20 protein-coding genes and 2 pseudogenes are annotated in these 26124 nt (G+C 66.7%); 11 read left to right on the forward strand and 11 right to left on the reverse strand.

The genetic code is table 11. From position 1 onward, the window contains the following. The first annotated feature begins 29 nt into the window (after positions 1-29). Positions 30-1139 (forward strand): threonine aldolase family protein, encoded by a 1110-nt coding sequence (locus ACFLIM_RS36880; RefSeq protein ID WP_393173015.1) that lies wholly within the window; start codon positions 30-32, stop codon positions 1137-1139. Here ACFLIM_RS36880 and ACFLIM_RS36885 read toward each other — a convergent pair. Then, on the reverse strand, positions 1080-4109 hold the full coding sequence (locus ACFLIM_RS36885; protein ID WP_393173016.1) for a GH92 family glycosyl hydrolase: 3030 nt from the start codon (positions 4107-4109) through the stop codon (positions 1080-1082). The two genes, ACFLIM_RS36880 and ACFLIM_RS36885, sit on opposite strands and share 60 nt — an antisense overlap. Positions 4110-4439: 330 nt before the next feature. Here ACFLIM_RS36885 and ACFLIM_RS36890 point away from each other — a divergent pair, with 330 nt between their 5' ends. Then, entirely contained in the window at positions 4440-5360 is a 921-nt protein-coding gene (locus ACFLIM_RS36890; protein WP_393173017.1) for a zinc metalloprotease, read from the forward strand. Positions 5361-5381: 21 nt separating this feature from the next. Here the strand turns inward: ACFLIM_RS36890 and ACFLIM_RS36895 are convergent, their stop codons facing one another. Further along, the gene (locus tag ACFLIM_RS36895; RefSeq protein ID WP_393173018.1) at positions 5382-6326 is read right to left on the reverse strand and encodes a hypothetical protein; all 945 of its coding nucleotides are present in this window, start codon (positions 6324-6326) and stop codon (positions 5382-5384) included. 274 nt (positions 6327-6600) lie between these two features. Here ACFLIM_RS36895 and ACFLIM_RS36900 point away from each other — a divergent pair, with 274 nt between their 5' ends. Together ACFLIM_RS36900 and ACFLIM_RS36905 are read left to right on the forward strand one after the other, a co-directional pair. After that, positions 6601-7953, forward strand: coding sequence for an FAD-dependent oxidoreductase (locus ACFLIM_RS36900; protein WP_393173019.1), 1353 nt, complete (start codon positions 6601-6603; stop codon positions 7951-7953). A gap of 116 nt (positions 7954-8069) precedes the next feature. Beyond that, positions 8070-8432 carry a metalloregulator ArsR/SmtB family transcription factor gene (locus tag ACFLIM_RS36905; protein ID WP_393173020.1) on the forward strand — a complete coding sequence of 121 codons (363 nt, stop codon included), beginning with the start codon at positions 8070-8072 and terminating at the stop codon, positions 8430-8432. On the opposite strand, the gene ACFLIM_RS36910 is transcribed toward ACFLIM_RS36905, so the two are convergent. The 4 genes from ACFLIM_RS36910 to ACFLIM_RS36925 form a co-directional block, all read right to left on the reverse strand. Continuing rightward, positions 8423-9175 (reverse strand): NPP1 family protein, encoded by a 753-nt coding sequence (locus ACFLIM_RS36910; protein ID WP_393173021.1) that lies wholly within the window; start codon positions 9173-9175, stop codon positions 8423-8425. The genes ACFLIM_RS36905 and ACFLIM_RS36910 overlap by 10 nt on opposite strands. A gap of 234 nt (positions 9176-9409) precedes the next feature. After that, the gene (locus tag ACFLIM_RS36915) at positions 9410-10390 is read right to left on the reverse strand and encodes a threo-3-hydroxy-L-aspartate ammonia-lyase (protein WP_393173022.1); all 981 of its coding nucleotides are present in this window, start codon (positions 10388-10390) and stop codon (positions 9410-9412) included. Next, the gene (locus tag ACFLIM_RS36920; protein ID WP_393173023.1) at positions 10387-11046 is read right to left on the reverse strand and encodes a helix-turn-helix transcriptional regulator; all 660 of its coding nucleotides are present in this window, start codon (positions 11044-11046) and stop codon (positions 10387-10389) included. Before ACFLIM_RS36920 ends, ACFLIM_RS36915 begins: the two co-directional genes overlap by 4 nt. Before the next feature lie 86 nt (positions 11047-11132). Further along, positions 11133-11663: a GNAT family N-acetyltransferase gene (locus ACFLIM_RS36925; RefSeq protein WP_393173024.1), complete on the reverse strand. Its 531-nt coding sequence runs from the start codon at positions 11661-11663 to the stop codon at positions 11133-11135. 160 nt (positions 11664-11823) lie between these two features. Between ACFLIM_RS36925 and ACFLIM_RS36930 the strand changes: the two genes are divergently transcribed. The 3 genes from ACFLIM_RS36930 (at position 11824) to ACFLIM_RS36940 (ending at position 14685) form a co-directional block, all read left to right on the forward strand. Next, positions 11824-12273, forward strand: a complete 450-nt coding sequence (locus ACFLIM_RS36930) for a nuclear transport factor 2 family protein (protein WP_393173025.1) — start codon at positions 11824-11826, stop codon at positions 12271-12273. 310 nt (positions 12274-12583) lie between these two features. Then, complete coding sequence (locus ACFLIM_RS36935; RefSeq protein ID WP_393173026.1) at positions 12584-13924, forward strand: tyrosine-type recombinase/integrase; 1341 nt, start codon at positions 12584-12586, stop codon at positions 13922-13924. A gap of 74 nt (positions 13925-13998) precedes the next feature. After that, positions 13999-14685, forward strand: a complete 687-nt coding sequence (locus ACFLIM_RS36940; RefSeq protein ID WP_393173027.1) for a DUF2637 domain-containing protein — start codon at positions 13999-14001, stop codon at positions 14683-14685. Positions 14686-14748: 63 nt separating this feature from the next. On the opposite strand, the pseudogene ACFLIM_RS36945 reads toward ACFLIM_RS36940, so the two are convergent. Then, positions 14749-15387: pseudogene (locus ACFLIM_RS36945) on the reverse strand (transposase); the annotation flags it as partial. Positions 15388-15681: 294 nt separating this feature from the next. Here ACFLIM_RS36945 and ACFLIM_RS36950 point away from each other — a divergent pair. Both ACFLIM_RS36950 and ACFLIM_RS36955 read left to right on the forward strand, forming a co-directional pair. Further along, on the forward strand, positions 15682-16227 hold the full coding sequence (locus ACFLIM_RS36950; RefSeq protein WP_393173028.1) for a hypothetical protein: 546 nt from the start codon (positions 15682-15684) through the stop codon (positions 16225-16227). 137 nt (positions 16228-16364) lie between these two features. Beyond that, positions 16365-17882 (forward strand): alpha/beta fold hydrolase, encoded by a 1518-nt coding sequence (locus ACFLIM_RS36955; RefSeq protein WP_393173029.1) that lies wholly within the window; start codon positions 16365-16367, stop codon positions 17880-17882. Positions 17883-18074: 192 nt separating this feature from the next. Here the strand turns inward: ACFLIM_RS36955 and ACFLIM_RS36960 are convergent, their stop codons facing one another. After that, positions 18075-19439, reverse strand: a complete 1365-nt coding sequence (locus ACFLIM_RS36960) for an MFS transporter (protein ID WP_393173030.1) — start codon at positions 19437-19439, stop codon at positions 18075-18077. A gap of 66 nt (positions 19440-19505) precedes the next feature. On the opposite strand from ACFLIM_RS36960, the gene ACFLIM_RS36965 reads away from it, so the two are divergent. Beyond that, positions 19506-19883, forward strand: coding sequence for an ArsR/SmtB family transcription factor (locus ACFLIM_RS36965; RefSeq protein WP_393173031.1), 378 nt, complete (start codon positions 19506-19508; stop codon positions 19881-19883). On the opposite strand, the gene ACFLIM_RS36970 is transcribed toward ACFLIM_RS36965, so the two are convergent. The 3 genes and pseudogenes from ACFLIM_RS36970 to ACFLIM_RS36980 all read right to left on the reverse strand — a co-directional run bounded on the left by ACFLIM_RS36970 (position 19851) and on the right by ACFLIM_RS36980 (position 22939). Further along, positions 19851-20285, reverse strand: a complete 435-nt coding sequence (locus ACFLIM_RS36970; protein ID WP_393173032.1) for an integrase core domain-containing protein — start codon at positions 20283-20285, stop codon at positions 19851-19853. The genes ACFLIM_RS36965 and ACFLIM_RS36970 overlap by 33 nt on opposite strands. A 549-nt stretch (positions 20286-20834) precedes the next feature. Continuing rightward, positions 20835-21675, reverse strand: a pseudogene (locus ACFLIM_RS36975) (IS5 family transposase). Positions 21676-22000: 325 nt separating this feature from the next. Further along, positions 22001-22939, reverse strand: coding sequence for a LysR family transcriptional regulator (locus tag ACFLIM_RS36980; RefSeq protein WP_393173033.1), 939 nt, complete (start codon positions 22937-22939; stop codon positions 22001-22003). Between the two features lie 1184 nt (positions 22940-24123). Here ACFLIM_RS36980 and ACFLIM_RS36985 point away from each other — a divergent pair. Next, on the forward strand, positions 24124-25392 hold the full coding sequence (locus ACFLIM_RS36985; protein WP_393173034.1) for an MFS transporter: 1269 nt from the start codon (positions 24124-24126) through the stop codon (positions 25390-25392). Positions 25393-26124 lie beyond the last annotated feature (732 nt).

Genomic DNA, 26124 nt, shown 5'->3' on the forward strand with positions numbered 1-26124 from the left:
GCCAAGTCCCGTGATGACGTAAGGAACCCATGAACCTTCCCGAGGTACCACGATCGTTGTTCCTGCACGCGCCGATCCGGCGCAAACCCGCCGATGTGCTGCGCCGGATGGCGGAGCTGGTGGACGACGACACGCTGCCCGGCGCGCCGCAGGCGGCGCTCGAACGGCGGCTGGCGGAGCTGCTGGGCAAGGAGGCCGCGCTGCTGTTCCCCACGGGGACGATGGCGCAGCAGGTCGCGCTGCGCGTGCACGCCGCGCGCCGGGCCCGGTCGGCCTTCGCCGCGCACCCGCAGACCCACCTGGACGTGTGGGAGGAGCAGGGGTACGCCGTGGTGCACGGCCTGCGCCTGCACCGGGCCGGCGACCGCAACGAGCTGATGACCAGGGCCGACCTCGAAGCGATCGCGGAGCCCCTGGCCGCCGTGGTCTGGGAGTTGCCGCAGCGCGACCTCGGCGGCCTGCTGCCCGAGTGGGACGACCTGCGCGCCCAGATCGACCTCGCGCGGGACCGGGGAGCCGCCGCCCACCTGGACGGGGCCAGGTTGTGGGAGGCGCAGACGTACTACCGGCGGCCCTTCCACGAGATCGCCGGGCTGTTCGACTCGGTGTACGTCTCGCTCTACAAGGCGCTCCAAGGACTGTCCGGCGGCGTCCTGCTGGGCGACGCCGAGACGGTCGCCGAGGCGGGCGTGTGGCTGGCCCGGCTCGGCGGGCGCGCGCTCGAGCCCTGGCCGCAGGCGCTGGCCGCGCTGGCCGGGCTCGACACGCTGCTGCCGCGCATGGCGGACTTCAGAGAGCACGCCATCGCGATCGCGGCCGCGATCAACGCGGACGGCCTCGCGTACGCGTACCCGGACCCGCCGCAGACGCCCATGTTCCACGTGCACCTGCCGGCCGGGCGCGCGGCCGTCGCGGCGGCCGGGGCCGCGATGCTCGCGGACCAGGGGATCCAGCTGTTCCCGCGCGTGCGCTCCGCCCCCGATCCGCGACGCTCGAGCTTCGAGGTCACGGTCGGGGAGAACGCCATGGAGTTCACGCCGGACGAGGTCGCCGGGCTGGTCCGCGAGCTGGTCAGGCGGTCACGGGCGGGCGCTGAGGGCGAAGATCTTGAGGTTGGGGGTGGGCGGGCTGGTGAATGAGGACGCCTCGCGGGCCGGGTCGGCGGGGACCGTCACGTGCCAGATGGTCACCTTGCGGCCGTCCGCGGTGTTGTTGACGTTGTAGCGGGTGTCGGCGGTGATGGCGGGCTCCTCGCCGAAGTGGGGGGAGGCGCTCGCCCAGTCGGTCGCCTTCAAGGGGGCGGTCGAGGTCGTGCCGTCGGTGTAGGTGATCGTGAGCTCGGTCTGCTGGTCGCCGTTCACGGCCGTGACGAGCAGGTCGAGCGCCTGGTATTTGCCGGGCGTGAGGTAGGTGCGCTGGCCCCTGAGGCTGTGGAAGTTCCCCGCGGTGCCCTTGGTCTCGGGGATCAGGTGGTCGCCGCGCGGCCCGGGGGCGGGAAGCTGCTCGGCGGGGAAGCTCCAGCCCTTACCGTCCAGGTTGCCCTGGGACTTGGCGTCCGCGGTGGCCACGCCGTCCACGTCGTACTGGAGTTTCTGGGCGCAGGCGGACCCGGTCGGGACGCACGTGGCGGGCAGGTTCGGGATCGGGGCCGTCGCGGTGGGGACGTGGTCTACGGGGAGGTCGGCCGTGCCCCAGGACGTGTTCGCCGTGGAGCCTACGTTCACCGCGATGTCGCCGCCCTTGTTCAGGAGGGACTCCGGGAGCCAGGAGCGGGTGTGGGGCTTGCCGTTCACCCGGACGTCCTGTACGTAGATCGCGTCCTGGGCGGCCTGCGGGGCGGTCACGGTGATGGTCTTGCCGTTGCCGCGCTTGATCCACGCCTTCTGGAACATCGGGCTGGACAGCAGCATCTCGGCCCGGCTGGGCGTCTGGGGGTACATGCCGAGGGCGGCGAAGACGTACCAGGCGGACATGGTGCCGAGGTCGTCGTTGCCCGGCAGGCCGCCGGGGCCGGTCTTGTACACCAGGGACGCCATCGCGCGTACGGTCTCCTGGGTCTTCCACGGCTTGCCGAGCGCGTTGTAGAGCCAGGGGACGTGGATGCCGGGCTCGTTCGTCGGGTCGTAGCGGAAGCCGTCGCCGCCGGTCGCCCACGAGCCGTCGGGCCGGTGGAAGAACGTGTCGAGCCGGTCCGCGGCCCGCTGGTTGCCGCCCATCGCGGCGGCGAGCCCGGACACGTCGTGCTGCACCATCCACGTGTACGTCGCGCTCGTGCCCTGGGCGAAGCCCGCGTCGGAGGTCGTGGAGAACGGCCACGACCAGCTGCCGTCGGCCTTGCGCGCCTGCTGGTAGCCGCCCTCCGGCCCGGCCGACGGGTTGAACGTGTTGCGCCACCAGCTCGCCCGCGGCATCATCCGGTCGCGGTCGGCGTCGCGGCCGAGCCTGTTCGCCCAGTCCGCGAGCGCGAAGTCGGCGGCCGAGGCCTCCAGCGTCTCCGCCGCGCCGCCCCAGCAGTGGCAGGTGTCCTGGGGCGCGTAGTTGAGCCGCAGGTACTCGGCCAGGTTCGGGCGCTGGCCCTCGCACTGTCCCGGGCAGCCCGCGTCGGACAGGCCCGACGGGTGCGGCACGGTCGCCTGCTTGACCAGGGAGTCGAAGGCACCTCGTACGTCGAAGTTCCGCACGCCGAGGGCGTAGAAGCCGGCCAGGGTGGGAGCCGACGGGTCGCCGGTCATCACGTGGGTGGGGCCGTTGACGTGGACCCAGCGGTCCCACACGCCGCCGTTCTGCTGGGCGAGGTTGTACAAGGACTGGGCGAAGTCGCCCGCGACCTGCGGTTCGAGCAGCGCGAGCAGCTGCGTGTGGGCGCGGTACTGGTCCCAGCCGGAGAAGTTGCCGTACTGGGCACCCTGGTCGCGGGGTAGCCGGTGCACCTCGCGGTCGCTGCCGGGGTAGGTGCCCGCGACGTCGCTGGTGATGTTGGGCTGCAGGTAGGAGTGGTACAGGGCGGTGTAGAACGTGGTGAGCAGGTCCGCTGAGCCGCCGGCGACCTCGATCGAGCGGAGGCGGTCGTTCCAGGCGCGGCCGGCCTTGGCGGCCACGGACTCGACGTCGTCCTTCGGCGACACCTCGCGGGCCAGGTTCTGCCTGGCGGCTGCCAGGCTGGTGTAGGAGATGCCGACCTTCATCCGCACGTCGGCGTCGGAGGCGGTGTCGAAGCTGACGTATCCGCCCGAGCCGCGGCCCGCTCGGTCCGCGCCCGTCGCGTAGCCCTCGCCGCCGCTCGCCGTGGTCGTGCCGGGGCGCAGGTCGCCGTTCACCCAGGTGCCGGTGCCGGAGAAGGCGCGGTCGAATGACGCGACGAAGTGCAGCCGGTAGTAGCTCTTGCGGTTGTTCACGCCGCCGTTGGCGCGGCGGCCGCAGAACGCGCCGGTCAGCACCGAGCCGGTGACCGTACGGGTGGCGGGGTCGATCGTGATCTCGGCGTCCTCGCTGCCGTTGAGCGAGTTGGACACGCGGAACAGCAGGTTGGCCTTGGAGCCCTTGGGGAAGGCGAACTCGCCGACGCCCGCGCGGGTGGTGACCGAGAGGTCCGCCTGCACACCCGAGTCGAGCGTGACGTCGTACCGGCCGGGCTGGGCGGTCTCCTCGTCGTGGCTGAAGGTGCTCGCGTAGATCGCGTCGGTCGTGTCCGCGGTCGGGGACGAGGCGACCTCGCCGGCGTACGGCATGATCGGGATGTCTCCCGCGGCTCCCGGATGGCAACCTGCGCCGTTGACGTGCGTCAGCGCGAAGCCGCGCACGCGCGGCGTGCCGTAGGCGTAACCGTTGGCGCCGGCGGCGTTCGTCTGGTCGCCGGCCGTGTTGGTGGGGCTCCACGAGATCATCCCGAACGGCATGACGGCACCGGGATAGGTGTTGCCGCCGTTGGCCGAACCGATCAGCGGATCGACATGGGTGACGGGGTCAGTGACCTTCGCTGGGACCTTCGCTGGGACCTTCGCTGGGACCTTCGCGGGTAAAGGGGCGGCCACTGCGGGAGCGGTGGGGGCGAGCGTGGCGACGAGCGCGCCGGTGATGGCCATGACGAGCCACGAACGGGGAGAGTGCACCTCGCGATCACACCCTCCCACCTTGGCCGCGCCATGAACGCTCACGTAAGCGCAGGAGTCCTGACCTTGACATTCGCGGATGCGGTGAGTCAGCGCATCCCGGGATCGGATGCTTGCGCGCACCTACCACCAGATCGCTCGCCTGCGCGCGACAGCCGAGCGCCGGGCCTGCGACTGGCACCACCAGACCATAACCGAACTTGCCGGAGCGGATGCGCCGCTGGCGGCTCCTTGACATTACTCACTCTATGTGATTGAGCGATTACAAAAGTGGGTAAAGGGATGGTCGAGAACGTAATCCGACGATGATGCCTGAAGGAGGCAACCCCCGTGCTCGGCTCCCCCGAGCGCTGCGCCACCATGCCGATCCACCGCGAACTGCTCGCTCGCCCCGAGTACGTGGTGGCGCTGGCCGCTCTAGAAAACGCCACGTTCGCCAGGATGACCGCCCGAGTCCCCGCCCGGGAGGGGGTCATCACCGTCCCGATCGTGGTGCACGTCGTCCATCACACCCCTGAACAGGACCTCGGCCAGGAACAGATCGACAGCCAGATCGAGGTCCTCAACCAGGACTTCCGGCGGGCCAACCCCGACGTGTCCAAGGTGCCACCGGTATGGCACGACCTCGTCGCCGACGCGCGACTGGAGTTCAAGCTGGCGGAGGTCGATCCCGGAGGAAACTCCACCTCCGGGGTCGTACGGCGGCAGACCGACGTCGAGGAGTTCGGTTACGACCACGCGGTCAAGTTCGACTCCCGGGGCGGATCCGACGCCTGGCCCGCCGATCGTTACCTGAACCTGTGGGTCTGCCGGATGCGGCCCGCCCTCGGGTACGCCACCTTCCCCGGCGGTCCCGCCGAGATCGACGGAGTGGTCGTCCGGCACGACGCCTTCGGCACGACGGGCACGGCGGCCGCCCCGTACAACGGCGGCAGGACCACCACGCACGAGATCGGCCACTGGCTCAACCTGCGGCACATCTGGGGCGACGACGGCGACGGCTGCTCCGGCAGCGACTTCGTCGACGACACCCCCAACCAGGGCGGGCACAACGTCGGCAGCCCCGACTTCCCCAGGATCAGTTGCGGCAACGCCCCGAACGGCGACATGTTCATGAACTTCATGGACTACTGCGACGACGCGACGCTGGTCATGTTCACGAAGGGCCAGGTGGCGCGCATGGACGCCGCCTTGAGCGGGCCGCGCTCGTCATTCCTGCCGGAGGAGCTCAGGCAGAGCATGGGCATGTGATCGTCGCGGCCCGCGTGAGTCCTACTCCGCGAGGCTTCCGCAGGTGAACCCCTTTTCGCGGTCGGGGCCAAACATCTGGACCTCGGAAAGGATCGTGCTCTCGGAGAACTTGCGGAACGTCTGCGCCTTGTCGCAGTCGTAGATGGCGTACCCGCCCTCGTTCTCGCCGAGCACCATCATCCAGCGGCTGTCATAGAGGGGCTTGCCGCTGCTGTCCTGGAGCTTGGCCCACTGCGTCTGGAACCCGACGGCGTCCAGCAGCGCGGTGGACTCCCCCTTCTCCAGCACCGTGATCGAACCGTAGATCATCTGGATCATCAGGATGTAGCCGAGCCCGATCCCGGTGAGCGCTCCGACCAGCACCTTCAGCCCCGCCTTGCCCATCGGCCGGCGCCGCAGCAGCCGGAAGGGCACGAGGTAGGCCAGCACGCCGAGCCCGACCGCGATGAGCACCTCGTCGACGTCGACGGTCACTGCCGCGGTGGGATCGGCTGCGTCGAGCGCGGTCGTGAAGTACAACCAGCCCAGATAGGACGCACCGGCCCAGGCGGCGGCGACCGCGGCGACGATCCATGGTCGTTCTCTGGTTCGTTGCAGCATGCGGCCCACCAAGCCGCGCGTGATCACGTTGAGCAGCCAGCCCAGGCTGACGAGGATGCCGATGGCGATCGCGCCCAGGATCAGCATGGGCAGAATCGTGCCCAGCAGCCGGCCGAGCAACACGGACTGGTCGATGCCCGCCTGCTCGGGGGTGATGCCGAAGATCGCGTACATGCCCTGGTAGCCCATGTAGAGCAGCGCGTACAACGTCACGCCGAGCGGGACGACGATCGACCCGACCTTTTCCAGCAGGTCGAGTACGCTCGCCCGCTCCTCCTCCTCTTTCTGGGGTTGTTCTGTTACGGGCGCCGGTGGTTCGTGGATCTCTTGACTCGGGGAGTCTGGTGCAAAGGGCCGAAAAGTCATGAGCGGGAGCATAGAGCGATCGGTTGACAGTCGCTAAACGCGGACTTGAACGTGTTCCATGCAGCTGAGGGCGCTTCACGATGGCGCCACTCGCCGTTCACGAACCGGCTACCGCAACTGGCCGGTTGACCTGACAGTTTGCCCGATGTCGCCGAGCACGACCGCGTCCGCGCCTTCCACGCTGTGGCGTACGTCACTCTCTGATTTGACAATCATCTAAGTCTTCATGCAGACTCGGCCCTAATTAGATGAACTTCTATTCAGGAGTCCAGCCGTGATCGAGATCGAGCAGTTCACCACCCAGTCCAACCCGGCCGGCCTTCCGGTCGTGGTGATCGGCGCGGGACCGGTCGGCCTGGCCGCCGCCGCGCACCTGGCCGAACGCGGCCTCGACTTCCTCGTCCTGGAGGCCGGGCAGCAGGCCGGCGCGTCGATCGCCCAGTGGGGCCACGTCCGGGTGTTCAGCCCGTGGAAGTACAACCTCGACGCCGCCGCCCGCCGCCTGCTCGAGGCCGACGGCTGGACCGCGCCCGACCCCGACTGGCTGCCCACCGGCGCCGAGCTCATCGACGACTACCTCGCGCCGCTGGCCAAGCGCCTGGGCGAGCGGCTGCGTACCGATGCCAGGGTGACGGCGATCAGCAGGCTCGGCTACGACCGTGTGCGTACGAACGGCCGTGAGCAGGCGCCGTTCCTGATCCGCCTCCACGATGGCCGGGAACTGCGGGCCCGCGCGGTCATCGACGCGTCAGGCACCTACCTCAGCCCGAACGTGCTCGGCGCGAGCGGTCTGCCCGCCCACGGCGAGCAGGCGGTCGCCGACCATGCCCTCCCCGACGTCCTCGGCGGCGACCGTGACCGCTACGAGGGCAAGCGCGTTCTGGTGGTCGGCGCGGGCCACTCGGCCGCCACCACCTTGCTCGCTCTGGCCCAGCTGGAGAACACCCCGATCACCTGGGCGATCCGCGCGGGCGACGCCGGTCGCAGCTACGGCGGCGGCGACGCCGACGCCCTCCCGGCCCGCGGCGCGCTCGGCACCCGCCTGCACGCCCTCGTGGAGTCCGGCCGCGTTCAGCTCCTGACCGGCTTCTTCACCCACCGCGTGAACGCCACCCCTGACGGTGTGGAGGTGGTCAGCCGCGACCCGTCCGGCGTCGAGCAGTCGATCACCGTGGACCGGATCGTATCCGCGACCGGCTATCGGCCCGACCACTCCATCGCCAGCGAGCTGCGGCTCGACCTGGACCCGATCCTCGGCTCCACCCGTGCGCTGGCCCCGCTGATCGACCCGAACCAGCACTCCTGCGGCACCGTACCGGCTCATGGCGTGGACGAACTGGCCCACCCCGAGCCCGGTTACTACGCGATCGGCGTCAAGAGTTACGGCCGCGCCCCGACGTTCCTCCTGGCCACCGGCTACGAGCAGGCCCGCTCGATCGTGGCCGCGCTGGCCGGGGACTGGGAGGCGGCCCGCGAGGTCCATCTCGACCTGCCGGAGACCGGCGTGTGCTCCTCGTCGCTGGCCGAGGCCCAGGAGCAGCGGGTCGGCCTGGCCACCGGCATCAGCGGCGGCCTGCTCGCCCTGCCGCTGGCCACCGTCTCCGCCTCCGGCAGCTGCTGCGGCTGATCGCGCTGTTCGGGTCGGCTTCGATGTCCTGCCGCAGCTGCGCACCGAGCAGGTGCGGCACCGTCGCCTGCCATCGCCTATCATTTAGACAGGCGTCGAAGCAGGAGGTACCCGTCGTGGCCGTCACCGCAGGACCATGCTGCGCCCCGATCGCACGTGAGCCACTCTCGGAGAGCGCCGCCGCCGACCTCGCGACCCTGCTCAAGGCGGTCGCCGACCCCGTACGGCTGCGCCTGCTGTCGATGATCGGCTCGCATCCCGGCGGCGAGGCGTGCGTGTGCGACCTGACCGACGCCTTCGACCTGACCGCCCCCACCATCTCCCACCACCTGAAGGTGCTGCGCACGGCCGGGCTGATCGACAGCGAGCGGCGCGGCACCTGGGTCTACTACTGGATCATCCCCAAGCAGGTGGCCAGGCTCGGCGAGCTGTTCACTCCGCTCGCCGAGCCCGCCGCCGTGTCGGCGGCTCAAGCGTAGGGATCGAACGGGATCCCGGCCGGTTTGGCCTTAGCCAGCTCCCCCTCGAACGAGCCGTCCTTGATCCCGAAATGGGCGCTGCCGAAATCGTGGTCGACCAGGCGGTCGCGGAAGCCGGATGGGTAGTTGTCCCAGCCGATCAACGGCGGCCACTGCCACCAGCCCTTGTGGTTCTCCGGCTGCTCGCCGAAATTCGCGTGCCGGAAACAGTGCGTACTGATGCCGTCCTTGTGGTAAACGACCAGCGGGTGTTTCCCGGTTTCGTCCCAGGGCACGTCATTTCGGTGGCGGGTCGTGTAATTGCCGTGCGCGGACGTCGAAACGTACATTCCCCACTCGCCCTGCACCCACACCACGACGTGCTCCCAGTCGTGCCGGTGGCCGGCGCTACCGGGCCCAAGTGCCGCCTGGTCCTTCTCGAAATAGAGCGCGTACATGTACGCGCACCAGCCGTTGTTGCACTTGACGCGCGAGTAGGCGTTGGTGTTGTCGAGATCCCACGAGTCGCGGCAGTGGCCGTTCTCGGCGCCGCCCAGAGCCAGGCCCGGGGCGATCGTTCCGTCACGCCCGATGGCCGGAGTGGGGTAGCAGCCGTCGCCGTCGTAGTCGAAACCCGGCTCGTATATGCGGTCGGGCCACGGAGCCGCCCAGTCGAGGGCGGGCGGCGGATCCGCGAAGGCGACACCAGGGAAAACGACGAGCAGGGCGATGGCGGCGACAAATGCGCGAATGACGAACGACAACTTTCCGAACCGACGTCGACTCCGGCCCTCGACCGGCGCTGCCCCGGATAACACAGGCCGCATTAAATCTCCTGACCCTTGAGATGCGCGACTTTATCGAGATCAGCTTAGATCTTGACATTTATACGTCAAGCCCGGCAGTGCTTAAGGACGCATGAACCTTGGGGGTCGAGATTTGGGATGCGGGAGGGGTTCGCACCGCCTCACGCGCCTGGCCGCCAGCGCGCCGCCCGGTTACGCGGGAGGTGCTCCCGCGCACAGCTCGGCGAAGCGGCGGGCGTCGACGTTGCCGCCGGAGACGATCAGGCCGATCCGCGGCGGGACGCGTTCCAGCCGCCCGGCGAGCAGGGCGGCCAGCGGGGTGGCGCCGCTGGGCTCCATGACGATCTTCAGTCGTTCGAAGGCCAGTCGCATCGCCGCGCGGATGTCGTCGTCGGAGACCAGGACGATGTCGTCGACGAGGTGCTTGTTGATGGAGAAGGTGAGTTCGCCGGGGATGTCGGCGGCCTGGCCGTCGGCGATCGTACGGGGGACGGGGATGGACACGCGCTTCCCCGCGCTCAGCGACCGTTTGGTGTCGTCCCCCGCCTCCGGCTCCACGCCGATCACCCGCATGCCGGGTCGCAGGCCCTTGGCCGCCGTGGCGCTGCCCGCGATGAGCCCACCGCCGCCGACCGGTACGAGCACCCCGTCGAGGTCGCCCACCTCCTCGATGAGCTCCAGCGTGGCGGTGCCCTGCCCGGCGATGACGTGCGGGTGCTCGTACGGAGGGATCAGCGCGAGACCCCGGTCGGCGGCCAGGGCCTCGCCGATGGCCACCCGGTCGCCGGTGTAGCGGTCGTAGGTGACGATCTCGGCGCCGTAGCCCGCGGTGGCCTCGATCTTGGACCGCGGGGTGTCCGCGGGCATGACGATCACCGCGGTGCTGCCCAGCTCGCGGGCGGCGAGGGCGACGGCCTGGGCGTGGTTGCCGGAGGAGTAGGCCGCGATGCCTCTCTCCAGCTGGGCGGGCGACAGCCGGGAGACCGCGTTGTAGGCGCCGCGGAACTTGAACGCGCCGATGCGCTGGAAGTTCTCGCACTTGAGGAACACCTGCGCGCCGACGAGAGCGTCCAGAGTGCGCGAGCGAAGGACAGGCGTACGGTGAGCCACGCCCTTGAGCCGGGCCGCGGCGTCGTGGACGTCGTCGAGGGTGACCGGGAGTGCGTTCGTCATGCTTGGTGCTCCTGCGAGGTGTCGATGCGGGCCTGGGAGAGGTAGTTGTAGGCGGAGGCGCGGGAGATGCCGAGCCGGGCCGCCACCTGGGGGACCGCCCGGCGCACGGCGAACACGCCGCGCTCGTCCAGGCTCCTGAACAGCTCCAGCCGCTCCTCCCGGCCGAGCTCGGCCCAGGGCCTGTGCTGTTCGAGCTGGTACGCGTCCACGATGGCGGCCACAACGGAATCGATGTCGTCACCGAAGGTCGTGGTCGGCACGGGAGCGGGGGCGGCGAGCCCCGCCAGCTCGCCGATCAGCGCGTGGGCCTGGGTGACCGCGGTGATGTCGAGGTTGACGCACAGCGCCCCGAACACGGTTCCGGTGCTGTCGCGCAGGACCATCGTGGATGACTTGACGAGTTTGCCGTCCTGGGTGCGGGTGACGTAGTTGAGCTCGTCGCCCGCCTGGTCGCCGCGGGCGAGGATGCCCATGCCGATCTCGCTCATCGCCCCGCCGACGCTGCGCCCGGTGACCGAGCCGGCGATGGCGACCACGGAGCTCTCCGGGCGGCGGAAGTCGTGCACGACGACCTCGCAGAACGAGCCCAGGGTCGCCACGATCCCATCGATGACCGGGGCGAGCGCGGCGATGATCGCATCCTGCTCACGCTGCATGAGGTGCTTCCCGGGACATCGCTCCTCCAGGCAGTAGACCGTCTGGACATAACGTATATGACTTAGATGAAATGTCCAATGCCGTCTTAGAGGTGCTTGCGGTAGGCCACCAGGTCGCACGGCGTGGCCAGCAGCGGAGCCAGCCCCGGATAGGACTCCTCGACAGCGTTGACGCCGGTCCTTTGGTAGCCCAGACGGGCGTACCAGCCGGCCAGGAACTCCTTCGACGGATGCGTCCAGGATCGAGGCGTCAGGATCTCCAGCCGCATGACCGGGCGTCCGCTGTCGAGGGCGTGTCGTTCGGCGAAGGCGACCAGATCACGGCCGATGCCACGGCCGCGATGGGCTGGATCGGCGGCGAGCATGCCGAACTCGGCCGTACCGTCGTCGAGAGGACGGACGCGAACGCAGCCCACGATGTGCCGCCCCAGCCAGGCGACCGCCATCTGCCCGGCCCCGGTCATCTCGGCCACCTCGGCGGTGCTCGTACGGGTCGCGCCGTCCTGCCACAATCCTTTCTCCGCCTCGGCGTAGACCTCGTTGACCAGGTCGGACAACCGGGTGAGCACGGCCGGCTCGGTGTGGACCGGCAGCAGGGACAGGCGAAAATCATCCATGATGCCATTTTGGCCGCGTAGCGGTGATGCAACGGCCACCTAGGACGGGTCACCGGTCGCGCAGGCGCAGGAGGTGCCCGGTGACCTCGGTGACCGCCCGCGCCGGGAGAGAATGTCCCCAACCTGGGACTGACCCCCGTTCATCCCGCACAATAGGCACGTGGCCAGAAAGCCGATGCCGCCGGTCGCCGCAGTCGTGGGATTCATCGACTGCATCAACCGGGGAGACGTTGCCGGGTTGACCGGGCTGATGACCGAGGACCACCACTTGGTGGTTCTCGATGAATCACCGGTAGTGGGCAAGGAGGCGAACGCCTCAGCGTGGCGAGGCTACGCCACATCCTTCCCGGAGTACGTGATCTACCCGCACCAGATTGCCGAGCGGAACGGCCAGGTCGCGGTGCTCGGGCATACAACGGGCTCCCATCTGGCGCTGCCTGATGACGAGGAGTCCCGGCTGCTGGTCATCTGGGTGGCCGAGGTCAGCGACGGGGCTTTGAGCCGGTGGCGCATTCTGGAGGACACCGCCGGGGTACGCCGCGAGTTCGGACTGTCCCCGGACGCGGCCGATGCCGGAGCACACCGAGTCAATCCGCCGACTACGGCGTGAATGACCTCTGGGGGCGTTCGGACGGACAGTCAAATGACGGTCAAATGATCAAGGGCCCGGCTCTCAATCCTGAGAACCAGGCCCTCACCTCGGGAAACCTGTCGGGGTGGCGGGATTTGAACCCACGACCTCTTCGTCCCGAACGGGCATGGGGCGTTCATCCAAGCCTCTGGCCATCTCGGTAATCCTCCGTAAAATCGCAGGTAGACCAGGCTTTTGACGTACCCATCGCTGACTATCAGTTCCCAACGGTGACGGCGAGTACCACGGTCAAATGACGGTCAAACGATCATGGAGGTGATCCTAAGGCATGGGGTACTCGCGGAAGCGGCCCGGCAAGGACGGGAAGGTTCGCTACACCGCCTACTACTGGGACATGAAGGGACTGGAGAAGTCGGCAGGCACCTTCGCCAACAAGAAGGCCGCCAACAAGGCATGGCAGGACGCTGAGGCCAAGGTCGCGGAAGGGCGGCTCGGTGATCCGCGGCGCGGACGACAGACGTTCAAGCGCTACGTGCTGGAGACCTGGCTGCCGAACCACGAGATCGAGGCGACCACTCGGCAGAGCTACACGTATGTCATCCACCGACACCTGATCCCTGAGTTCGGTGAGATGCGGATGATCGACATCCTTCCCGAGCACGTACGGGAATGGGTTGCGACCTTGAAGAAGAACGGCGTCAGCCCAGCGACGATCAAGTACGCCAAGGTGCTGCTGAGCGCCATCTTCACCACGGCGCTCAACGACCAGGTGACCTACATTCATCCCTGCCGCGGTGTGAAGGTCCCCACGGTCCCACAGAAGCCGCGTGTGATCATCACTCCCGAGCAGTTCGACGTGCTCTACGCGGAACTGCCGGACATCGAATCGCAGCTGCTGGTTGAGACCGGCATCGAGACTGGGCTGCGCTGGGGCGAACTGACCGAGCTGCGGGTCAAGGATTTGAGCACCAGATCGCGAATCCTCACCGTGTCGCGCGCCGTGGTCGAGGTGAACCCGAAATTCCATCCGGAGGGTGGCCGGTTCTTGGTCAAGGAGTACCCGAAGGACAAGGAGTTCCGCCGCTTCAAGCTCTCTGCCCAGATAGTGGCCAAGATTCAGGACCACATCGTGACGGAGAAGCTCAAGGCCGATGACCTGCTTTTCATCTGGCGGCAGGAAGGGCAGAACAAGCCGAAGCTCCGTCTCGCGCCGGACCCCTCCAAGCTGGGTCTCACCGAGGCCAATGAGAAAGGCCGTCGTTATCGTCACGGCACACTCAGTGCCTACACGGCTGGCAAGTGTCGCTGCGAACACTGTCGCGCGGCCTTTGCCATCTATCGTGCTGGACGCCGTTCCACCGGGCGGGATGCGCCTCGAACTCCGCGCACTCGCGAAACTGACGGCCACATCTCCGCCGATTGGTTCCGCCGCCAGGTGTGGAAGCCCGCTTTGGAGAAGGCCGAACTCGGCATGCACGTCCGTATCAATGACCTGCGCCACGCGCACGCCTCGTGGCTGCTCGCAGGCGGCGCTGATCTACAGGTGGTGAAGGAGCGGCTTGGCCACGCGTCGATAGCGACGACGGAGAAGTACCTGCACACGCTGGACACGGCCGATGAGACGGCCCTGGACGCGTTCTCCAAAATTCGCAATCGCTCTGCTCGATGAGCAAGCGGTCTGTCCGAGTGCGGGCACACCCGGACAGACCTTGATCCCAACCGTGACAAGGAGGGCTGAGTCTCTTGAAGGACGGTACGTCAGGTCGAGCAGGAAAGGCCCCGAGGCCAGACAGGGTCATCCGCTGGACCACCACAGCGGCGGTGGCGCTCCTCGCCGGGATCGCCGCGGTCGTCAGTTACGGGCATATGCACGAGTTGGCTATACGGCATGGCGAAGATCCTTGGGCAGCGGCACTGGTGCCGCTGAGCGTAGACGGGATGATCATCGCATCATCTATGTCGATTCTCTATGCGAGTCGGCATGGCCGGCGTGGGAGCCCCCTCGCCTGGACTCTCCTGATCGTCGGCAGCCTGGCGAGCCTGGGCGCGAACGTGGCAGTCGCCGATCCTTCGTTGATCGCCCGTATCGTCGCCGCGTGGCCCTCATTCGCCTTGATCGGCGCTTACGAGACCCTCATGGGCCTAATCAGGCAGACTCGCGAGGTCCAGTCATCGACAGGTAAGAGAGTCTCTGAAGTCCATCATGCAACGACTTCTGAACATGAGCCCCCGCCATCAGAGGACGGGCCCGATAGATCGGTGCGGGAGCGTGTTCGGGATCTTCGATGCAGCGCATGGCGGTGGGCACAGGCGAACTGCGCCCAGGATGGAAGCCTTCCCTCTGGAAGGGTAATCGCTCAAGCGTTCAATCGTTCTGCCCGCTGGGGCCGAATGATCAAAAAGGCAGGTATCACTGGCACACTGGGTTGACCCCAGGGATGGCCCGGCTTACCGAGCGGAACCTGTCAATTTGATCAAGGCAGTTGAGTTGGACTAATTCTGTGTCGGCTTCTCTGTGGTGTCCTTCTGGTCCTCGTTCTTGGGCTTGTTGATCCACGCGGGACCGGGCAGATCGGGCGGGGTGGGGGTGCCGCCGGTGGCGAAACGTTCAGGGTGAGCGGCTTGAGCGGCGGCCAGGATGGCGGCCCGCCGATCGCGGACGGCGGCAGCGCGGCCGTAGTGCACGTCGACCGGGTGGTGATAGCCGATCCCGGAGTGCTAGTGCTCGTGGTTGTACCAGGCGTAGAACTCCTGGCAGAACAGTCGGGGCTCCTCGACGGAGCCGAACTGGCGGGGGAAGTTGGGGCAGTACTTGAGGGTCTTGTAGCTCGCCTCCACGTCCGGGTTGTCGTTGGAGGTCTTGGGCCGGGAGTGGGACTTGGCCACGCCCAGGTCGATGAGAAACTCGGCGACGGTCTTGGACTTCATCGAGGAACCGCGGTCGGCGTGCAGGATCAGGGTGCCCTCGTCGATGTTGTGGTTCCCGGCGGTCTGCTGGATGAGGTGTTTGGCCAGGTCGGCGGACTCGCGGGAGGCGACCATCCAGCCGACGACGTAGCGGCTGTAGATGTCGATGATCGTGTAAAGGCAATACCAGACGCCCTTGTCAGGACCGCGGAGCTTGGTGACGTCCGGGTGATGTCCCAGGCACACACGCGGTTGGGGACGGGGGTTCCTGGGAGGGTTGACATAAAGCCTGTTCTCAGGCTGCCAGTTCCGACCTGGGCAAACGGCGCCCTGTGGAGTTATCAGTGCCGGACTCATCCCTCGATGCCCGGACCGAAACGGGACAGTGCGACAGAGAGCGCGCGACCCCTCCCCCCGTCATGGGCGAAAGGGATGGCAAGGTGTAGGCAGCCTACATGTAGAGTGTCTACGTATCTGGACCGCTGTCGCGTCCTGATCATGTGCCGGAAAGGAGTCGTCGTGTCCCAGTCAATGCGGTCGAAAGGGAAGACCGGAGTCGGGCTGCGCTGGGTTGTCCGCCGCTGGCCGTGGCGGGCCTCAGTGATCGCGTGGCTGCTCGTGGCCGTCCCGCTCGGACTGGTCCGCGGCCACTACTCGGGCATCTACGGGTTCAGCACAGCCAACTACGGCTGGCTCGCCTTCACGGTCGTCGGGGGATCGGGGTGTGCGTGGCGGCTGGCCGGCACGCCACCGGTGTATCGGCGTCTGCTGCGTCCCATGCTGGCCGGCGCGATCGCGTTCGTTCTGTGCGCGGTCGCGGTGGCGCTGATGGGTCTGATCTTCCTGCCGGACCGGCCGCTTCAGGGCGGGGGCGCCACCGAGGGGCCGTTGGGCGGGGCGCTGCATCCGCTGGGCCGCGCACTGCCGGTGGCCGAGGTGGTCATCGCCGTCGGGTACCTCGGCGAACTGGCCAAGCCGCTCTGGCGCGCGGTGCGCCAGGCGACCACCCGGACGGCGGGAGCCCGGACAGACAGTGGCAACTCATCTTCATCCCGGTCGTCATGAGGCTGTGCCCTATCGTGACGAGGCTTGTACAGGAGGCAATGGTGTACGAGATGATCAAGGCTCGGTCCCGCGCTGGCAGAGAGCCGGCGCAGGCACGAGCGGGCGGTCTGCCAGGATGGCGGGTTGTGCTGGCCTGCGTGCTCGTGCTCGCCATGAGCGCGGTCGCCCCTCCTGCCGCCTCCACCGCCATCCCGCCCTTGACCCTGCTGCCCTGCGGAAACGCCGCCGAATGCGCCAGCATCCCAGTTCCGCTCGACTGGGCTCACCCAGACGGACCCCACATCACCCTGGCGTTCGCCCTTCATCGCGCATCGACACCCGCGCGGCGCATCGGCACGCTCGTCTTCCTCAACGGCACAGGCGTCTCCTCCGAACAGTTCGTCGCAGACCGCATCGGGCAAGGGAAATTCCCGGCGGAACTGATCAACCGCTTCGACATCGTCGGCGTCGACCCGCGAGGCGGCGGTACACACCCGAACAACACCCCCATTGCCCTGCCCACACGCAGCACGCCCCTGCGGTGCGACCTGCCACCACACGCGCCCGGCTCGTCCTACTTCCCCACCACCGACGACGGCTACCAGGCGCTGATCGCCCACAACCGCGCGTTCGCGCACAACTGCTCCACCCGCACCGGCGGCCTTGTGGAGCATATGGATTCCGCCAGCCAGGCGCGTGACCTAGAAGCGGTCCGGCGGGCGCTGGGCGAACCGTCGATCAGCTTGTACGCATGGACCTCAGGAAACCAGGTCGCTCTGGCCTACCTGAGCCGCTACCCGCAACACGTCCGCGCGATCGCCCTCGACCAGCCAGCCGACCCTGACCGGTCAACCTGGGCGTACCTGGCCAGCGACGCGGCCGCCGTCCAGGACGAGTTCGATCGCTTTGTCCGATGGTGCGACAAAACCGCCTCCTGCGTGCTGCACGGCACCGACATCCCAGCGGCCTACGACCAACTCGTGGCCTACGCCGACCGCCACCCGATCCCGACAAGCCTCGGCTTCGCCATGACCGGCGACGAGATCCAGATGGTCACCGATGAGATCTTGCAACTCGGCGACCTGGTGCTCCAGGGCTCAGGTCCCGAAGCCCTCACCGGCTTCGGCGCCCTCGCCGCGGCGATAGAGCAGGCACGGCAGGCCCCCAAGACCGGCGGCGGGCTGCCCTACTTCGAGATCGAATGGGTCAACTCGATCGGCTGGACCGGCAGCGCCGAGCCGTACCGGATCACCTCCTGCGACGACCTGCCGGCCCGGCCGGTCTCCCTCGGCCAGTTCCAGGCGTGGAGCCGCAGCCTGACCCGGACGGCGCCCGACACCCACGGCGCCTCACCAGCCTGGGAGGCCCTCAGCGGCTGCGCCGGCTGGCCACTGCCGACAGCCGCGCGCCAGCACCCGCTACCATTCGGACCGCGCACACCACCCGCGCTGATCATCAGCAGCCTCCACAGCGCATTCGCCGCCCCCCAGCAGCAGAAGTGGCTACACCAACGCCTGCCCGGCAGTCGCCTCCTCACCTACGCCGGCGACACCCACGTCAACTACCTCTCATCCACCTGTATCCGCGACCGCCTTCAGGACTACCTGATCACCGGAATTCTGCCGCCGGAAGAAACCACCTGCCCTCAAGAAGGACCACTGGCCGGGCACATCTGAACGCGGGCAGACGGCACGATCTGGCCGGCGCCCCCGTCGACGAGGTCCGCCAGGCACCGCCGACCAGCTGATCCGGGCGGCCGTGGGGGTATCACTCTAAGAGTGATACCCCCGCAATCTTGGGCGAGGTTGATCGGTGACCACAACGGCCAGGCGGTCAGGAGGATCTGGGGTCGAGGCTGCACATGGCACTCAGGCATTCAGCCTCTCTGTGCGTGCGGCCGGCCGTGCGAGTGCGGTCACTACCAGGGCGACTGCGGTGGCGGCGGCGCTGACGACCACGCAGGTGATGAACCCGTCTCTGAGGTTGTGGGTGGCCTCGAGGAGCGGGCCGAAAGTGGCGACGCCGATGGCTGCACCGACCTGGCGGGAGGTGTTGAACGCCGCGGACGCTGCCCCGTGCAGGGCGGGTTCGACGGCGGTGATGGACTGCGAGGTCATGGTGGGCACGAGCAGTCCCGAGCTGAACCCGGCGGGAACAAGGGCAAGCGCCAGTGGCCAGAGCGCGGTTGAGGTGCTGGCCCACGCCACCGCGAGGAGTGTGGTGGTCAGGACGGCCTGGCCGATGCCCAGGACAGCGGGACGTCCGATGCGTTGCGCGAGCGGGGCAGCGCAGATGCTGCCGATCGAGATGAGGCCGGTCAGGGGCAGAAACAGCAGCCCGCTGACCAGCGCGCTGAGTCCGCGGCCTTGCTGGAGCATCAGGCTCATCGCGAACAGCAGCCCATAAAAGGCGAAGTTGAACAAGGCGCCTTGTGCGGCTGTGGCGACGAATCCGCGGTCGGAGTAGACGCCTGGCGGCAGGAGAGGCGCCCGGGTGGATCGTTCGGCCCAGACGAAGCCAACGAGCCCGGCGACAGTCAGCGCGGCGGCAGTGATGGCCGCGGGGCTAAGCCAGCCCTGCGCGGGGGCTTCGATGAGCGCGAAGACCAGCCCGCCGATCAGTACAGTCGCGGTGCCCATGCCGGCGATGTCGAGACGCCGACTGCGGCGCGCGAGGGCGGGCATCGAGCGCAGGCTCCAGACTACGGCGGGGATTCCGGTGACCACATTTACGACGAACACGGCCCGCCAGTTCGCGAGCGCGACCAGCGCCCCGCCCAGCAGCGGTCCGGCAGCCATCCCGACGCCCCCGGCGGCGGCCCACCAGCCGACGAGCCGGTGCCGCGCCTGCTCGTCGGTCGCGGATGCCGTGGCCAGGACGAGCGCACTGGGCAGCAGAAGAGCGGAGCCTGCGCCCTGGGCCAGCCGGGCGATGTTGAGCACCAGCATCGAGGCGGCGGCCGCGCAGACCGCGGAGGACGCGGTGAAGACCAGCAGGCCTGCCACGAAGGCCCGCTTTGCGCCGAGCGTGTCCGTGATCGCCCCGGCACCAAGCATCACTGCAGCGAAGGAGAGGGTGTAGGCGTTGACGGCCCATTCCAGCTCGGAGCGGGAGGCGTGCAGGTGCAAGGCGAGTTGGGCGAGGGTGAGGTTCACGATCGTGCCGTCGACGAAGACCATGAAGGCCGCGATCAGCGCGAGCACCACGACAACCTGACGGTGTTCGATAGTCATGGAACTACCCTAAGACAAGTTCGATGATCATCGAACACTTGAGTACTCTGGGATGCGAGGAGGAACATGACGTCGAACCCGCAGGCTCAGGCCCCTGCCTCCCTGGAGGTCACCGCTGTCCTGCATGCCCTTGCGGACCCGGTGCGCCTGCACCTTGTCCGGCAGCTAAGTGAGTCGGACGCAGCGATCGCGTGCGGCCGATTCGACACCCCGGTGGCCAAGAGCACCCTCAGCCACCACTTCAAGATCCTCCGCGAAGCGGGCATCATCGCCACTCACCGCGAAGGCGGCCAATCTCTCAACGTGCTGCGCACTGCAGAAATGGAAGCCGCGTTTCCGGGCCTACTACGCGCGATCCTCCTCAGGCTCGGCCCGAGGTGTGTCAGAGAAGAAGATGCACCAGATCGGGCTCTAAATACCCATCAGTCGCGGGAGGGGTTGTAGGGGATCCGGGCGTAGTTCTCGCCGGGTCGCAACCCGGGCCTCGTATGCGGCCTTCAGTCCAGCGCGGCGGGCAGCCCGGATCACCTCACCGCGGCCGTGGTGCTCGTCGTCGGGCGTGACGCAGCCGATGCCCTCGTGGAACCGAACCTCGTTGTAGAACATGCGGATCGTGTCCAGTCCGGCCTCCAGCTCGTACGGATCAGTGATCTTGTCCAGGTGTGGATGCTCGTCCTTGACGTGGCCGAACAGCGATTCGATCCACGCCTGGGTGCGCCGTGGAAAGCGCTGTGTTTCGAGTGGAGGTGAGAGACCTTCACCGCCGTCCTGTCGCAGCAGGGATGGTGGAGCTGAGGGTAGCCCAAGCCGGGAGGTGCCGGTGAGGGTGGCAAGCGGCCCTGACAAAGCCGGGACGCGCCAGCACCGTCAGATGGCGCGGGTCCGGCAAGCGGGATGGAGAGGAGTACGAGAGGAACCGGCGTGTTACGCCCCTTAAGGATCGACCGGCTCGAATCTGACGGATCTGGGCCGGGCGCGGTGCGCACCCGCCCTTCCGGGTTGGGGAACTCCTGGGCGGTTTTCAAGCGCCAGCCGGGAGGCCACGAGGAAAGTCTGCGGCGTACTCGTGGCGATGCCGCAGGGGCAAAGTCGGGCTCCTCCTCCGTCGAGCGAAACACAGCGAACACGGGAACCGCTCCGGTTCCGCCCGATCTCGCGCGACCAGCGCGAGGTGAGCCGGGCTGGGCCCACCGTCGGCCGATCGTGCCGGAGCGGGGCGAAGCTGCGGTAGTACTCCGAGGCCGGGAGAGCCGGTCACACGGGGAAGGGCGGCAGCGGTTTCGAGAAGTGATTGGAGGCTGTAATGCCGAAAGACGCATCCCTGAATGGGGATGCCTGGCCGGAGGAGATCCCCGCTGAGAGGGCATTTGATTTGAGTAGATTGCGGCTTATGTTCTAGTAGGTGCCTCGCCAGGTTGGGGTGGTCTCGTCCGTTATGCGTTTGGTGAGATTGTTGATCGAGGCAATGTGGATCATGGCTTGGGAGCTGGCGGGGAGGGTTTCATAATCGCGGGTTAAGCGGCGGTACAGCATGAGCCAGCCCAGGCTGCGTTCGACGACCCAGCGGCGTTTCACGACGTGAAAGTCGCGGGGTCTCGGTCTTTCTGGAGATGACTTCGACGTCGATGCCTAGTCTGGCGCCATGCTCGACCACAGCGTTTTTGAAGCCGGTGTCTACCCAGGTTTTAGATATCGTTGGGTAGGTGTTTTTGGCCTGGTCGAGCAGCCGTATTCCGATGGCATTGTCGGACAGGCTCGCGGCGGTGACCATCACGGCGAGGATGATGCCGAGCGTGTCTGTGACGATGCCCCGCTTGCGGCCGACGATCTTCTTCCCGGCGTCGGTACCTTGGCTGGTCAGGGGCACGTTGGTGGAGGTCTTCACGCTCTGGGTGTCGATCGTGCCCGCGGTCGGTTCGGCCTTGCGGCCTTCCTTGACGCGGGCCAGGCCGACCAGGTCGTAATTGAGTTGCGCGAAGATTCCCTCGTCCCGCCAGGCAGCGTAGTAGGCGTAAACGGTGCCGTGCGGCGGAAAATCGTGGGGCAGGTATTTCCAGGCGATTCCCGTCCTGTTGACATACAGGATGGCGTTGAAGACCTGTCGTAGTTCGACTGAGGCCGGCTGGCCGGTGGGTCTGCGATCGAGCTGGGCCTGCCGCCAGGCAGATAAGGTGGGCTCGATTAGTGCCCAGCGGGCATCGGATATATCGCTGGGGTACGACTTCCGCTCACTCATGACAGAACTTTTACTCGAAACATGTGATCGGCAGTGGCCTTCGACTGGTCGGGAGTTTCCGTCCCATTTTTAGACCAGACGGAATTCGAGCGCCATATGACAATCAAACGGGCGCTCCGATCAGCGGTGAGGGCTGCGCAAAGATATCCTTATAGGGCGAAGTGCTTCAAAAGGGGCATATGCTCATCAGCCATAGATAAACGCCCTCTTAAGAGCGATACCCCTTGGTTTCCCTACCTTTCATGTCTATGTTGCGGTGCCTGCCCAGCAGGCGGGTGACCGTGCTGCGGATGAGCCCTGTGCCACTCGTACCAACGAGCGGTGGCTATGCGCCAGGAGATGCTCTACCGGAATTTCGGACTACATCTCGGGCGACGGCAACGAAGTCACGCAGGAGAGGGTTCGACCCGCGGCGTCGCCACACCAGCGCGCTGCATAGCGGGGGCATGTCCGGGATCGGTACGTAGACGATGTCGGGGTGGGCGAACATGTTCGCGAACGAGGGCACGGTGGGATGGACCACCCGTCCGATGGTGATCAGATACAGCAGCTCGCTGGTCATGCGCCCGCGGTCACCCAGCGAATGCTCGCTGAACCTGCGGTGGCGGATCGGGCGCCCCGTGGGCGTCTTGGCCGGGATCCACACGTTGTGGAACTCCTTGGGCATCGTGTCGAAGTGCATCACCTCGTACCCGGCCAGGTCCTCGATCGAGACCTCGTCGCGAGCAGCCAGGGGATGGTCGGAGCAGACGGCGAGCACGCGCGGTTCGCGGCTGAGGATCGGCCCGCATACGACATCGGCCTGCCCGTGCGGGAGCCAACTCGCCATCAGATCGAATGCGCCACGCAGCAGCGGCCCGAACGGATCGCCGACGGGGACCTCCGCCGCCTGCACGCTGCATCCGGGATAACGCTGCTCGAACACCTTGACAATCTGCGCGATCCTCGAAACCCCGGGATCGGAGAACAAGCCCAGGCGCAGCAACGGCGGCGTCCCGGCGGCATCCCATTGTTTCAGAGCGTTCATGAACTGCTCGTACGCGCCGCCCACCTCTCGGCGGAACCGCTCGCCGAACTGGGTCAGCTCAACGCGCCGGCTGGTCCTGTACACCAAGGGCACACCGGTCTTGTGTTCCAGATCGCGAAGGACCTGGCTGACCCGGGCCGGCGTGAGATGCAACTGCTCGGCGGTGCGCCGGAAATGCAGTTCCCCGGCAAGCGCGAGAAAAACGCGGACCTCATGCAATTCGATCGTCGACCACATCTCAAAATCCTACGCAGGTGAAGAGTAGTAGACCCCAGCCCACCACCGATAACGCCGATTCACCAGCCCATCGACCATTTGTCAGTTCACCAGCCGGAGCCATCCACCGGCACTCTTCCTATGGCAAAGCCTTGCCCAGACCCTGCGCTCCGGCGTCGCACGGCTGGTTCTAGATGGCCGTTGCCCCTCGACGACCGGAGAACGGGACCACTAAATGACCAAGCCAACCGAAGGCATGCACCTGTGTAACCGATGCGGCCGGGTTCCCGCGGTGACGGGAAACCGGGCCGCGTACAGCGTCGAACGCGGCAGACTGATCGTCCGTCACTGCCATTACCACCCCTCGAGGAAGTCACGCCGCCCATCAACGAGGCCGACCGGACGATCGAGATGTCGGTGGCCAATGTGGAAAAACGCCCCGGCCCTCGGCGCCGACGTCCGCTGATCGACATCGTGCTGGATTTGAGGCCCAGATCACGTCTTCCGGGGTGGACGTCACACTCCGATCGCGCGGTCGCTCTCACCTCCAGCATCTTCCGAACATTAGACCATTGTTCCGGTAAACGGAAATCTCCTCGATTGAGGCTTCCCTACGGCGAGGACAATCCACTCACCCATCTCCAACTGGCGCGCGCGGCGCTTTCGCAACAACAGGCGAAAGAGCGTCCTGTTCCGCAGGGCAGATCGCGGCGCTGCCACAGGGCCTCGATCAGGTGCCGGTCGATGACCTTGGCGGTGTCGGAGATTCACCTTGCGTCGCTCGATCAGCGTGGCTCAGGTCGGCGACCCTTCCAGCGCGCGACAGCCCAGGTGGTGGAGGAACGCGGAGCGGAGCGGTGCTGGTTCCAGGTGCGGGCGCTATCTCCCCCCATGCCGGGGTGAGCACTGCGGTGACTTGCTCGGCGGTCAACTCGCCAAGCTCGGCTTGCAACCGGGTCAGGGGCCGTAGGAAGCGCGGAATGTCGGCATCCAGGTCATGGCGCCGCAAGAAGCATCGACAGCTTCACCCAGAGTGATGTCGACCATGGGGGGTGTGGACGGGTGACCCAGGCTGAAGATCGCCCTGGCACCAGCAGAGACACCACTTCACATCTTATTGAAAATAATTTGCAACTGCGATATTTATTTATGTAGATGAAAACTCGCCGAGCGCTTTTCCGGACATGTTCAAGAGGAGGCGTGCATTGGATCCGAGTAAGCGAAACACCTGGGTGCTGGTGGTGTTCGGCGCTGTGACCAACCTGATCGGAGGCGTTATCAAAGTGGCGCTTCCTCTTCTGGCCACATGGTTGACCACGTCCCCAGCACTAGTGTCTGGAGTGCTGCTGGCTCTGTCACTGCCGTGGCTGCTGGTCGCGCTGCACGTGGGGGTGCTCGTCGATCGCGTTGACCGGCGCAAACTGCTCTGGCTCGCAAACAGCATGCGGATCGCCGTCGTACTCGGCTTGGCGGCAGCGGTCGTGACAGATGTGATCGCGCTGGGAATACTTTACGGCGGTGCTGTGATTCTCGGTGTAGCCGAGGTGATCGCCTTGGTCTCTGCCGCCGCGATAATCCCTGACGCCGTGGCGTCGACTGGCCGAGACCGCGCCAATGTCTGGATAATCGGCGTCGAGACGCTCTGCAACGGGTCCATCGGTCCGCTCCTGGGCGGCTGCTTGGCCGCAGCAGGAATGGCCATCGCGCTTGGCATCTCGGCCAGCGGTTATCTGATTGCCCTGGCCATCCTGCCTCTGCTGGTGGGCAAGTTCACAGTCACACAGGCGACAACCACCCCCGTACTTTCAATGAACAAGCAAATCAGCGAGGGGCTGCAATTCCTGCGACACCAACGACTGCTGCGGCTGTTGACGTTCACGGTCACGATCCTTGTCACCTGCTGGGCCGCCTGGTATGCACTCATGCCATTGGTAGCTACGAAGATGTGGGGCCTGAGCCCCCCCGCTTACGGCGCCCTGGTCGGCGCGCTGGGCCTGGGCGGGATTGTCGGCACATTAAGCGTAACTACTGCGAACCGGTTGTTCGGACGACGGTGGGTGATGTTCGCCAACGTGTACCTGACCTGCTCGATGGTGGCGGTCCCGGCGTTGACCACGAACGTTTGGGCAGTCGGCACCGGGGCCTTCCTTGGCGGCATGGGCAGCGCCCTGTGGGTGGTTAACTCCCGCAGCATCAGCCAGACGCTCGTGCGCCCGGAGATGATGGGCCGCTACAATTCGATTGCCCGGCTGTCCAGTTGGGGCCCGATCGCTCTGGGCGCCCCGCTGGCTGGGATACTCGCCCAATGGCTCGGGTACCGTCTGGCATTCGGCGTATTCGCTGCGGCCACCGCAGTGTTCATCATCCCGTTCCTGCGCACCTTCACCCCCGCGCTTCTTGCAGAGCTCGAAATGCAGCATGCGAGATCGCTCAGCAACGCCGCGTCCCAGACTCCGCAACGCGCTCCCAGTTGACCAGGCACCCGCGTACCGGTGAGCGCCTCTGCAGTGCACGTCATCACTGCCATAGAACAGAGCCGGCGGAAAGAATCTCACGTCGGCCTCGATCGCAGCTATCCCAGGGTGGTCAAGCGCACCCGGCACAAACTCCTACCGCGTCAAGAAATCCGGTGACGTCGGGATACGTCACGACGGTCCTGCCATGGTCAACCAAAGCACCATGCCGAACAGGTACGCCACACACGACCAACCACTCTCCGACGTGACAACACAGGGCGGCGGGAGCATACAACGGCACAGGACCTTCCAGTCAGCGATAGGGCTTCGATACCGCCGTTGCTACCGGAAGAGGCCCCTATACCAGAGGATTTCGCCCGCTCCATCCCTCGGCGTGTCGTCACCCACCCCGGAGGGCTTGTTCACAGGCACTCAGACGCTAGTCGGCAGCAGACCTGTTCGCCCCCACAACCTCGGACCGCTCTGAAACTCCACCTCAGCAGAGTATGCAACATCCCTGTTGCTCCTATGGAGACATGGCTCTGGCTTCCACCTTGAGGAGGTCCAGGATTACAAGCTGATAAGAACTGGCGAGAGAACCTCAGCCACTGACCCCGAAGGACTGTCCGTGGCCATGTAAAAGTCCCCACAGGTGGCCAGTTCGAGGTCACCACTGGTGGCCGGTTTAGGTCCCCACTTCTGCTTCGCGTTGTCCGCGTGTCGTGAGGAGGGGTGTGCCCTGAGCGGTGA

Source organism: Nonomuraea marmarensis, assembly GCF_043197025.1.
Lineage (GTDB): Bacteria > Actinomycetota > Actinomycetes > Streptosporangiales > Streptosporangiaceae > Nonomuraea > Nonomuraea marmarensis.

Excerpts from the sequence above, each read along its gene's own strand:
- ACFLIM_RS36880 (WP_393173015.1), top strand. The coding sequence starts at position 30 with ATGAACCTTCCCGAGGTACCACGATCGTTGTTCCTGCACGCGCCGATC.
- ACFLIM_RS36980 (WP_393173033.1), bottom strand. The coding sequence starts at position 22,939 with ATGTGGTCGACGATCGAATTGCATGAGGTCCGCGTTTTTCTCGCGCTT.
- ACFLIM_RS36915 (WP_393173022.1), bottom strand. The coding sequence starts at position 10,390 with ATGACGAACGCACTCCCGGTCACCCTCGACGACGTCCACGACGCCGCG.
- ACFLIM_RS36920 (WP_393173023.1), bottom strand. The coding sequence starts at position 11,046 with ATGCAGCGTGAGCAGGATGCGATCATCGCCGCGCTCGCCCCGGTCATC.
- ACFLIM_RS36965 (WP_393173031.1), top strand. The coding sequence starts at position 19,506 with ATGACGTCGAACCCGCAGGCTCAGGCCCCTGCCTCCCTGGAGGTCACC.
- ACFLIM_RS36925 (WP_393173024.1), bottom strand. The coding sequence starts at position 11,663 with ATGGATGATTTTCGCCTGTCCCTGCTGCCGGTCCACACCGAGCCGGCC.
- ACFLIM_RS36895 (WP_393173018.1), bottom strand. The coding sequence starts at position 6,326 with ATGACTTTTCGGCCCTTTGCACCAGACTCCCCGAGTCAAGAGATCCAC.
- ACFLIM_RS36935 (WP_393173026.1), top strand. The coding sequence starts at position 12,584 with ATGGGGTACTCGCGGAAGCGGCCCGGCAAGGACGGGAAGGTTCGCTAC.
- ACFLIM_RS36960 (WP_393173030.1), bottom strand. The coding sequence starts at position 19,439 with ATGACTATCGAACACCGTCAGGTTGTCGTGGTGCTCGCGCTGATCGCG.